6 protein-coding genes and 2 pseudogenes are annotated in these 11,044 nt (G+C 41.6%); 4 read left to right on the top strand and 4 right to left on the bottom strand.

All coding sequences use genetic code 11. The annotated features are described in order from the left end of the window. Positions 1–1,556: pseudogene (locus F6K20_RS09675) on the bottom strand (eIF2A-related protein); the annotation flags it as partial. A 149-nt stretch (positions 1,557–1,705) separates the two neighbouring features. Continuing rightward, a complete protein-coding gene (locus F6K20_RS09670) occupies positions 1,706–3,007 on the bottom strand; it encodes a P-loop NTPase family protein (protein ID WP_287294523.1) in 1,302 nt (433 codons plus the stop codon). Positions 3,008–3,445: 438 nt separating this feature from the next. On the opposite strand from F6K20_RS09670, the gene F6K20_RS09665 reads away from it, so the two are divergent. Both F6K20_RS09665 and F6K20_RS09660 read left to right on the top strand, forming a co-directional pair. Then, on the top strand, positions 3,446–4,471 hold the full coding sequence (locus tag F6K20_RS09665; protein WP_008180476.1) for a FliH/SctL family protein: 1,026 nt from the start codon (positions 3,446–3,448) through the stop codon (positions 4,469–4,471). A 114-nt stretch (positions 4,472–4,585) separates the two neighbouring features. After that, positions 4,586–5,515, top strand: a complete 930-nt coding sequence (locus F6K20_RS09660; protein ID WP_008180477.1) for an RpnC/YadD family protein — start codon at positions 4,586–4,588, stop codon at positions 5,513–5,515. 36 nt (positions 5,516–5,551) lie between these two features. Here the strand turns inward: F6K20_RS09660 and F6K20_RS09655 are convergent, their stop codons facing one another. Next, positions 5,552–6,187 (bottom strand): hypothetical protein, encoded by a 636-nt coding sequence (locus F6K20_RS09655; protein WP_008180478.1) that lies wholly within the window; start codon positions 6,185–6,187, stop codon positions 5,552–5,554. Positions 6,188–6,342: 155 nt separating this feature from the next. Further along, positions 6,343–7,917, bottom strand: coding sequence for a GldG family protein (locus F6K20_RS09650; RefSeq protein ID WP_044492377.1), 1,575 nt, complete (start codon positions 7,915–7,917; stop codon positions 6,343–6,345). A 793-nt stretch (positions 7,918–8,710) separates the two neighbouring features. Between F6K20_RS09650 and F6K20_RS09645 the strand changes: the two genes are divergently transcribed. Then, the gene (locus F6K20_RS09645) at positions 8,711–10,627 is read left to right on the top strand and encodes a serine/threonine-protein kinase (RefSeq protein WP_287262760.1); all 1,917 of its coding nucleotides are present in this window, start codon (positions 8,711–8,713) and stop codon (positions 10,625–10,627) included. 88 nt (positions 10,628–10,715) lie between these two features. Beyond that, a pseudogene (locus tag F6K20_RS40560) lies at positions 10,716–10,829 on the top strand (toxin-antitoxin system HicB family antitoxin); the annotation flags it as partial. Positions 10,830–11,044 lie beyond the last annotated feature (215 nt).

The raw sequence follows: 11,044 nt of genomic DNA, 5'->3' as shown, positions 1-11,044 counted from the left end.
GTATTGCCAATTCTTTCGAGCAAATTATTGATATCTTGTTGTCTACCAGAAGCAATAATTTCATCTGCAACCATTTCCGGCTGCTCAAGGGCTGGAAGTTGAGACTTAGCTCTTCTGCGTTTTGGCTGTAATCTCCCTGTACCGATAAAAGCTCGCAAGCCAAACTGTTGCTCAATGGATATTCGTTCTTGTTTAACTCTAAAAGCAGCTAGATAGTCACCCTTTTCAAGGTATAATTCTCGCCAGCTTGCCAAAATCATAATATAAAGCTCTGGAGCATAATGGGCTGGAGTTTCTGCTTTAGCTATTTCGAGATACTTGATACTGTCTTGATACTTACAAAGACCTTTTTCTGCTCTTGCTAATAATAATAAATACCAAGCTTTATCAAAGGATTGAATCCCATCTAATTTTGCTTTTTGTTTGGATGAGGTTGCTGTTGATTCAGGCGACAAACTAGTTTTCAGGATGGAGAGTGCTTGCTCTGCTAATCCCTTAGCTTCAGTCCAAGCTAATTTATCTAAAGCCACCTCCGCCAGAAAACCATAATCTTTCGCTAACTCAATTGACTTACCATTGGCACTATGCAGTGTTAGAGACCTTTGGGCTAAGGTTTCCAAGTCTGCCCATCGTTGTAAGCGTTGCAAGACTCTGGCAAATTGAGTAATCAATCGGTTAGCTAAATCCTGATCAGATATCTGAGCTAAACTATCAACACATTGTTCAACTAAATTTTGTGGTTCAGGTTTTCCATAAGGACACAACCCGATATGAAATAAAACCATGCCTTGCCAATCGCAGCGGGTTAGTCTTTGCCATAGATCTAAGCTTTTATGAAAGTAACGTAAGGATTCTTCAAACTGTTGTTTAGCATAGTAATTGCGACCTACCATCAAGTAAAAACTAGCTTCTAACTCTGGTTCTATTTCCTGGTTGTGATGTTGTAAATCTTGCCAAGCTGACTCAAATTCTGATAGATCATCTATCCCCCGATTTAGCTCATACAAAAATTTGTCAGGATCAGAGTCTGGAAAGTTAGTCAATATCTCCTTGGCTTTTTGAGAGAGAGTATAGATTAATTCATAAGATAAGGAATCAGGAGGGGTTTGAAACTCCCTAGTTGTGCCCCAACTCTCCAAATCAGGAGCAACCCGAAGCAATTTGGTTTGAACCTGATCATTAATCCACAGCACTAGGGGGAAATGGAAATTTTTCCGAAACTCTTCCCGGACTTGGTTAGTAGCAGCCAGCAAGCTATCAATATCATCAACAGCCTCTAAGCCAAAGACCATCACAACCTCTGGCTGCTGATCTCCTAAATCCTGCCGAATCTTGCTATAAAGTCTGCTATCAGACTTTTTTAGCACAACGTCGCGGATTTGAACAGAACAGGTTTCTCGGAGCCCCTCAGTCATTTGCTGCTGTACATAGGTATAGTTACAGTGTGCAAAAATCAGCGAAAATTGCCCCTGAGAAGCTTCAATTGCCCAAGCCAATCTTTGCAACGCACGGTCGTTGTAGGCAGCAACCTCTTTGGTTTTATCGGAGGCACTCATATATCGCAAAGGGAACAGGGAACAGGGAACAGGGAACAGGGAGGTGCGTAGGGTGTGTTAGGGCGGACTTGTCCTTATTTTTCGCTCAAGCGCCAGCGTTGCGATAGTCCGTCCCGTAACGCACCACCAGGTCAAACTATTTATAAATGCTATAGCTTTAGTTCTTTAGCTTCTGCCAAAATCGGATTAACATCAAACCAAGGTTCTTCTTGATCATAATACTCATAAACAAAGCGACTGCGGATTAATATTTCGTATCCATCATCTCCAGTCACTTTCTTCTCCTTAGCTACTTTACCCAGTAAATCCCACTCATCATTAGTGATCGCTAAGACAAGTTTATGAAGCTGAGCCTTAATCATACGTTCTAGACCATTACGGGAAAGGGGTAGTTTTCCTTCCTCCATGATCCAATCATTGAGAAACCGGAGTAAATTCCGCACATGACCACCACTAGCACCACATAAACGGTCTAAGCTTTCAGCACTGTCAAAAATTGCTGTAATTTTACTCAGACGCTGGTTTGGCTCTAAATCTGGAAAAGCTCTTGCCAGCACCATCTGTCGCAGCAGTGCTATTCCTTTTTCATGTTTGCTACCGTTGCGTAAATGCACAGGTACCATTGGTAGGACTTCGGGGTCGGTCATAAACCGTTCAGTCACCATCCCAAAGTCATTGGAAAAGCGCAGTGACAATGGAATAGTGTAAACCACGTGACAGCTCAGTCCCCGCAACTGTGCCCCTCGATCCGCAAACAAATATTCTGGCTGAAGACGACCAAAGGGCTTTTGAATAGAGTCCACCCGGTCAAGGCTATCAACAATAACTACTAGTCCCTTTTTCCCGGTCTGTTTCAATTTATTGATAGCAGGCTCTAGCACCTCCTGATTAATTGCCTCAATAAGTCCATTGGTTCGAGGCTCTAGATATCCTCTCAACTTATCCCGCTGCTTAGGGCTAGCTTTGGCTTGACTGGTAATGGTGGCAATCCCTACAGAGAATTCTACCTCCGATAGCTCCATCGGTGTTTGTAAGATATCTTTGACTTCGCCGAATAACCTCTGGAAGTACCCTGGTTGAAGGCTAATGCCAGCGTCTTCCAGACTTTCACTGACTCGACGAGCGATCGCCAGTAAAATATCGCTAATATCAACATCGCTCATTTCCAAGTCTTGATCTGACTCAAAGTAAACCACATGAAATCCTGACCGTTCTAAATCCACCTTTAACCTGAGCAACTCCGTAGACTTGCCGCAGCCAATATGCCCAGTAAACAGTTCACAGGTTGGCTGATTTGGTGAAAAGATAGCAATCTTTTTTCTAAGTTTTTCAATAATATGACCGCCGCGTACTGAAGAGAAATCAATGTAATACTTGCGATCATCCTCATTGTCCACCGCTAAGGTTTTACTGGGGTTGGTAGCTCGATAAAACGTTTGTAAATCGGTCATCTTACTTATTAGTTATTTTGCCCCTATTCTGTACCAAGCTGCGGTTGGAACATGGAACGGTTCATCCGAGCTGGCCTTATGCACCCACTTTACCTTAGTCACTATTATATAGCAGTTCTAAATTTGGTGAGGTACTTTCGTTCTAGGTTTTAGGGAGCAGGGAGCAGGGAGCAGGGAGCAGGTAACAAGGAACAGGGAACAGGTAAGAGTAGGAAATAATTCCGATAAATTTTTGTAATGATGCTAAATAAGCCTTAAAATTTAGGCTCAGTTTTTAAAAACTGATTCCAGTTTTTTGATTCAACAAAATTACTAATTATCGGTTATAATAATTGTGAGTTACAGATGATTTTTTACTATTCCCTGTTCTCGATTTACTCTTCTATGTTCCCTGTTCCCTATTCCCTGTTCCCTTTGCTATAGTTTTTAGGCTGTTCCATGACCAGAAATGTCCATGACCAATTTGCCAAACAATGTCTTAAAGAACTCCTCGACCCCCTGGGGAAAGTGGAAACGAGCTGGAAAGTGCCTGGGGAAGTTCAAGAAATTGATGTTTACTTTTTGCCATCTCAGCCACTAACCACCAATGGACAAAGCCTAGGATTACTCGGAAAACTGGCCACAACCCCTGCAATGTTTGAACCGTTCCGCAACCCAGTCACTAAATTTGATGTGCTTAGTTGTATCGGTAAACTGGCGCAAGTTCATGGTCAAGTTTTCCGTCAGGCTAAGCGGGCTAATGCCCAAGTTAGGGTCACCCAACTGCCTCGTTTATGGATTCTCTCCCCAACGGCTTCCGAAGAGTTTTTAGAAAGCTTCCATGCTCAACCAGATCTAGTTAATTATCCCAGGGGTATGTACTTTCTGGGTAAATCCTTGTATACCGCCATTGTGGCGATTCACCAACTGCCGGTTACTCCGGAAACGTTATGGTTGAGAATTCTCGGTAGAGGTAGAGTGCAACAGTACGCGATTGAGGAGTTGAAATCCCTACCCAGCGGGAGTCAGTACAAAGACAATATCCTAGAATTAGTATATGACATGCTGGCAATCTTAGAGGCACGTATCAAACAAAATCAAGACCTTGAGGAAGATGACCGGGAGTTAATCATGCAATTATCTCAGATATATCAACAACGACTGGAATTAGCTACCGAGCTTGGCAAACAAGAAGGACTAGTCCAAGGCAAACAAGAGGGACTAGTCCAAGGCAAACAAGAGGGACTAGTCCAAGGCAAACAAGAGGGACTAGTCCAGGGCAAACAAGAGGGACTAGTCCAAGGTAGGCAAAACGAACGCCGTAGTATGGTCACTTACTTATTGCGTAGCCGTTTTGGTGAACTAGACCAGGAACTGCTAGCAATCATTGAGCCATTGATGGCACTCTCTCCAGAAGAATTTACCCCCCTACTCTTACAATTGTCTCGACTAGAATTATTGACTCGATTTGGAGAGCGAAATTAATAGAGGCTGTGGTTATTAATCCCCAATGTCGTGCCGGTTGACTAGCTCGATCATCCGCTTATTACTTAACTCGTAATTAAATACTAATTAAATCAATAGTCCTGAGGGTGTTCCATGACCAGAAACGTCCATGACCAAAAGCCCATCCAATGTCTTAAAAAACTCCTCGACCCCCTGGGGAAGGTAGAAACGAACTGGGAAGTGCCTGGGGAAGTTCAAGAAATTGATGTTTACTTTTTGCCATCCCAGGCACTAGCCACCAATGGACAAAGCCTGGGATTACTCGGAAAACTGGCCACAACCCCTGCAATGTTTGAACCGTTCCGTAACCCAGTTACTCAATTTGAGGTGCTCAGTTGTATCGGTAAACTGGCCCAGGTTCATGATCAAGTTTTCCGTCAGGCTAAGCGGGCTAATGCCCAAGTTAGGGTGACAGAACTGCCTCGTTTATGGATTCTCTCCCCAACGGCTTCGGAAGAGTTTTTAGAAAGCTTCAATTTTCAACCAGATCTGGTCAATTATCCCAAGGGGATCTACTTTCTGGGGAAATCCTTGTATACGGCAATTGTGGCGATTGACCAACTGCCGGTGACCCCAGAAACCTTATGGTTGAGAATTCTCGGTAGAGGTAGAGTGCAACAGCAAGCGATTGAGGAATTGAAATCCTTACCCAGCGGGAGTCAGTACAAAGACAATATCCTAGAATTAGTATATGACATGCTGGCAATATTAGAGGCACGTATCAAACAAAATCAAGACCTAGAAGAAGATGAGAGGGAGTTAATCATGCAATTATCTCAGATATATCAACAACGACTGGAATTAGCTACCGAGCTTGGCAAACAAGAGGGACTAGTCCAGGGCAAGCAAAACGAACGCCGTAGTATGGTCACTTACTTATTGCGTAGCCGTTTTGGTGAACTAGACCAGGAAATGCTGGGAATTATTGAGCCATTGATGGTACTCTCTCCAGAAGAATTTACCCCCCTACTCTTACAATTGTCTCGACTAGAATTATTGACTCGATTTGGAGAGCGAACATAGTCGCTAGGGAGTATGTTCACAAATCAAATGGAAATGCTATAGGAGCGCTATAGCTTTAATAACTTGTAGTAATTTAATCGATGACTCCGATTCCATCAGGTTTAATACTGGCATCAACTGATAAATCGGAGGATTGCCAGCTTGGATATAAATAAACTGATAAATGTATCCGTTAGTCGATAGTCCCCAAACTGAGTCTTGATGGTCTAAACTCTTATAGGCATAGGTCAGTAATTGAGGTAACCCAACGGATACATCAACACTACTGTTTTTAGTTTCGATAACTAAGACCCAAAACGATACTTGATCTACTGTCTGTTGAGCTTTGTTAATTGCTAGAATATCTAGTCTGCCAGTAATTTTGGTATCCTGGTCTTGAATATCAATATCAGCAATTCCTTCTTCCAAGGAAATCTTTATTGGAGAGCGATAGAAGCCAGCTAATCGCAGTAAGGGAAAAACAGTGAGGGCTTTTACCAGTCCTTCAGATACTTTACCCGCGATCAAGTAATTATCAAAATCAGTCCGAATTTGTTCCAATTCCCGTTGCTCAAATTCAGTGATAGTGTCTAGGGATAACCGGGAAGTTAATGAACTATTGTATTGCCGTTGAAAGCCAAAGGTATGATGCACATCTTCTAGAGATAGGTGACTAGCTTGTAGAATTGTCATAAGTTTATAGGGTTCCGTGTATAAATTGTATAAATTGTGATAATTATTGTTCCGAAGTTCCCTACTCCCTACTCCCTACTCCCTACTCCCTAAAACCCAATAATTTGTACCTCACAAGTCGTAGAATTGCTATAATGCTATATCAGTTATCAATGCTAACGGCGTTGCCACCATACTAACCCAGCTGTAGTAAACCCGACTAAGGGCATAAGTAACAGGGCAGTCCAACCCAGTAACTCAGCCTGGATTGCTGTTAGGTTAATCCGTCGATTGTTTTGTTCTTTAGGGCGGATAGATAGGACTTGATCATCTTGCTTGCTTAACCAGCTAATCGTATTGAGAAAAACATCACCATTTAATTGCTGATCAAACCAACCATTGGTGGCAAAATTAGAGTTACCATAGACTACTAGACGAGATGAAGAAGTCTTTTTGTTACCATCCTCTTTAGGAGTCCCTTGATCAATCCCTTCGGCTTTGCGGCTTAATGCTACACCTAGGATTAACGGACCAGGGCGATCGCTTTCTGGATTCAATTCCAGTGGCTGCTGTTTAGGATTGCTCTCAGCCCAAGTTCTGTCATTGGTAATCAGCAAAGGAGTCTCCTGGATACCATCTACTGGGGTAATTAAGAGCGATCGCGCCCAGGGATAAAAGGAAAATCCGTCGCCAAATTCCGTGGTAATGGGATGATTCCCGTAGCTGGTCACCATTGGAGTTGCTGCACCAAGCACTAAGGAACGTTCTGGAGCAGACGGGTCAATCACTAACCTACTGTCTAGCTTAATTCCCCAGTCTTTGAGAAAGCTATCCAATTCAGGATTAGTATCAGGGTCGAGCATCAATAGTAAGCTACCACCCTTGGATAGATAGTTACGTAACCCTTTGACTTCTTTTTCTAAAAATGCTCGCATCGGACCTGCACTAACCACGATTGAGGCATCGGCTGGAACCTCTGAGCGTTCAGCTAAGTTAAGGGGTTGAACCGTAAAATTTTTATCCTCTAGAACACGTACAGCCTCAGATAATCCCCCTTCTACTTCTGCTAAGGATTTTTCTCCGTGACCTTGGAGGAAGTAAACCCTAACCGAAATTTCCCGAGTCAGAGTTTCGATACCACTAGTAAGACTAGCTTCTGACAGAGGTTGGGTATCATTAACAGCTTGCAATAATTGTTGCTTGTCTTTATATTGTAGATAAACTTCTCCGATAGACTGAACACCAAATTTCTGAGCTAGTGCTGGTTTTAGCTGAGGGTCAACAAACTGAAATTCAAAGTTTGACCCATACCGACGAAAGTTCTCTAACAACTCTCGGTCATCTGGATTGGGTTGTGGATTAAAGATCCAAACCTTAAGGGGCTGTCGTAAATTTTGCACCACTTGCTGGGACTGGGGTGACAGAGTATATAACTGATTTTCTGTGAAATCGATGCGTTGGGTATAGCGCACCCCTAAAAAGTTAATCAGCCCTAAAATCACTAACATAGCTACGGTAGAAATAATAGCATTGGTTCCGACTTGGGTAGAACGGCTTTGCCAAAATTTCGGGGCCAACTGGGCTAAAAATACTAGCCCCACAAGACTAATGACAATACCAGCAATCAGTAACCCTAATGCGTCTGGGGACCATTTTTCAGTAATAATCCTGACAGTGATTCCCGCCATGGTCAGTAGTGGCCCGAGCCAGAAAAGGTAAAGGAGATACTTCTTGGTTTTGCTTGTCTTCATCTCAAACCTCACGGGAGCTGCAACTATCATTACTTACTGATTGTAAGCATTCAGCTTAACCCGCTAGGTATTAGGCATTAGGCTTAGGGGTTAGGCTTAGGGGTTAGGCGTTAGCGGGTTTCACAGGGGAATTATGCGATCACATCGAACTTGAGAGGGGAATTATGCGATCGCATCGAACTTGAGAGGGGAATTATGCGATCGCATCGAACTTGAGAGGGGAATTATGCGATCGCATCGAACTTAAGATGGTAATTATGCGATCGCTTAGCAGCTCAATGGTTAGCATCGCGTAGCGGCTCAATGGTTAGCATCCCATGGAACTTCAGCGGGTAATCATAGGACAGCTATAGAGTGGAAAATTAAAATAACTAATTTTCATAAGTCCTAATTATTTAGCTATCAGATAATTATTTAGCTATCAGGTATCAGCACTCAGCACTCAGTACTCAGCATTCAGTAGTGATTCCACACATCCAGCCACACTATTAGTTCGGTTTATAAATTGGTGAATAAGTTGACAATATTTTTATCCATAAAAAGATTATCCTTCATAGTTTTTTTGTAAACTTTGTATAAAGGCTTTGCTTAAATATAAAGTTTGTATAAACTTACTGGGGGGCCACAAGTGCTCCACAATACTTACCAGCTCTAGCTTTCAGGTCACTATCAGCGCAAACTCTAAATAGACTTGGGGTTTCAATTACTTAAAACTCAATCCGTTATTATTTTGTTGAAGTTGGAGTACTATAAAGCGTATACATTTTGTAAGTGATGCACAAACCTACATTCGATGAGCGAATTTCCGGATTTTTCTAACTATGGCTACCAAGTCAAAAAACGATTAGGTCAGAACTATCACAGTGGTCGAGTAACTTATCAAGCCATCCATCTTAAAACTAAGCAAAAAGTTGTAATCAAGCTATTTCAATTTGCTCAATATAACAGTAGCTGGCATGGTTACCAATCCATTGAAAGTGAGATTAAGGTACTAAAACAGTTACACCATCCTAGGATTCCTCGCTATCTTGACTCCTTTGCTCCTGAGGGTGGTGTTTGTTTGGTACAGGAGTACAAAAACGCTCAACCTTTGTCTGCATACCCAAGCTTTACACCAGAGCAAATTCAGCAAATTGCCGTTCAAATGCTCGAAATTTTGGATTATCTCCAACATTTTTATAATCCGATAATTCACCGAGACATTAAACCAGAAAATGTTTTGTTAGATTACAGAATGCGGGTTTACTTAATTGATTTTGGTTTAGCAAAACTTGCCTATAGTTCAATTGCTGTAAGTACTACGATGGCTGGCACAGCTGGATTTATGCCACCAGAACAATTATATAATCAACCCCTCAATAAAGCATCAGATATTTATAGTTTAGGAGTGACACTGATTTGTTTAGTAACAGGAATTAAAACAGCGAAAATTAGTAATTTAATTGATTTAAGCAATCATCGTCTAAAATTCAAGCATTTAGCTTCAGGTTTTAGCAAAGAATTTCTTAACTACCTAGACAAGATGGTAGAACCTGACCCTAAAAAGCGTCTTGCCAATCTAGAACGTATTTTTAAATCGGTTCCATCACCACAGTCAATTCAAAGAAAAGTAATAGCCGAGTTTAGCAATAAACTGAAAGTAAAGAACCTGAATAAACGACTAAGTTCTGCTATAGTTACTGTAATTAGTTTAGGGTTAGGTCTTACCTACGGATTAAACCAAATTGAGCAACTAGTAGTAAGTAAAATTCAACAGCATTGGAGCAATGGAGACTATGAAAAATGTATTAACTTAGCTCAAGAAGTTCCGGATTTTTTGAGCATCAATGAAAAATCGATATGCCTCTTAAATGACTGTTCTGTCGCACAACTAAATCAATCCACTAAACTAGTAGAGAACCCCAGACTTATCTATAAAGCAATTACTGAAGCTAAAAAAATACCTTCTGAGAGTAATAGTTACCAAGAAGCACAACAGTTAATTACTCAATGGAAGCAATGGCAAAGTGAGCAAAATTTAATTCAACAAGCTCAACAAGACCTAAAGAAACGTAAATGGCAACAAGCCAAAGCAATGGCAGCACAGGTTAAGGCTGAACGTTTCCAGGAGCAAGCAATCCAAATTATTAACACTGCTGAAAGCAAACTAAAAGCTGCTGAATTAGAAAGACTAGCTGCTGAATTAGAAATACAAGGAGAAAACCTGATTATCAAGGCAAATCACTATGCTAATCAGCGACAGTATAGTCAAGCAATATCCATCGCCAAACGGATTCATAACCCTACGCCATCTTATCAAGAAGCACAACGATTAATTGCTGAATGGCAAAGCCAAATCCCTCAAGTTTTTAGAAATTATTGGTCATCCCCACAAGTTAATGGCGCTCGCTTCGTCGTTGATAAGATAGAAAAGTGGAAAAATGGCCAATTAAAAATTTATTTTAAAGCTTATAATTACAATAATAAAGATAGCCGATTTTCAGATTTTATCGCCGTTGATAACTTAGGAAATAATTATAGAGGTTATTCAGGCTCTAGTTGGGATGGAACAGTCATGGCTTCTAGGACACCAACTAAAGGTTATATCACCTTAAAACAACCCCTAGATCCGAATGCCTCAGTGATTACACTTAGTTTTCGTCGTGTTTATACTTATAATCCAGGAATTAAACTAATCACTCTCAAAACACAAGGAATAAGAGTTAAGTAGTGGCAGGTTAGCTAAAAACTATAGCGCTGTGCCCAGGGAATAGGGAACAGGGAATAGGGAACAGGGGGAATAGTCTGGGGAGAGGGGAGCAGAATTTGATGCCCATACCAGATTTAAACCAATGAGTGCAACTGGCAACCCAGAAGAAGCCTTAAGAATACTGGCTAAACTTGATGCTTTGATTGATGCTCTGACAGACTAGACTTCGCGGCAGTTGTCGGGAACAGAGAACTTCGGCTCTCGGAAATTCGGATGAAGAATTGACGAAAACATGATCATAAAAGTGATGCAGCGCTATGTGATCAGCTTTTTCATTCCCTGTTGCCTGTTGCCTGTTGCCTGTTGCCTGTTCCCTGTTCCCTGTTGCCTGTGTTAAACAACCAGGGCATCTGGTAAACTCTCCTTCTTAACCGCAGA

Source organism: Moorena sp. SIO2C4, from assembly GCF_010672485.1.
GTDB lineage: Bacteria > Cyanobacteriota > Cyanobacteriia > Cyanobacteriales > Coleofasciculaceae > Moorena > Moorena producens.
Note: the sequence above shows the minus strand (reverse complement) of the source record. Positions and strands in the feature narration are given on the sequence as shown.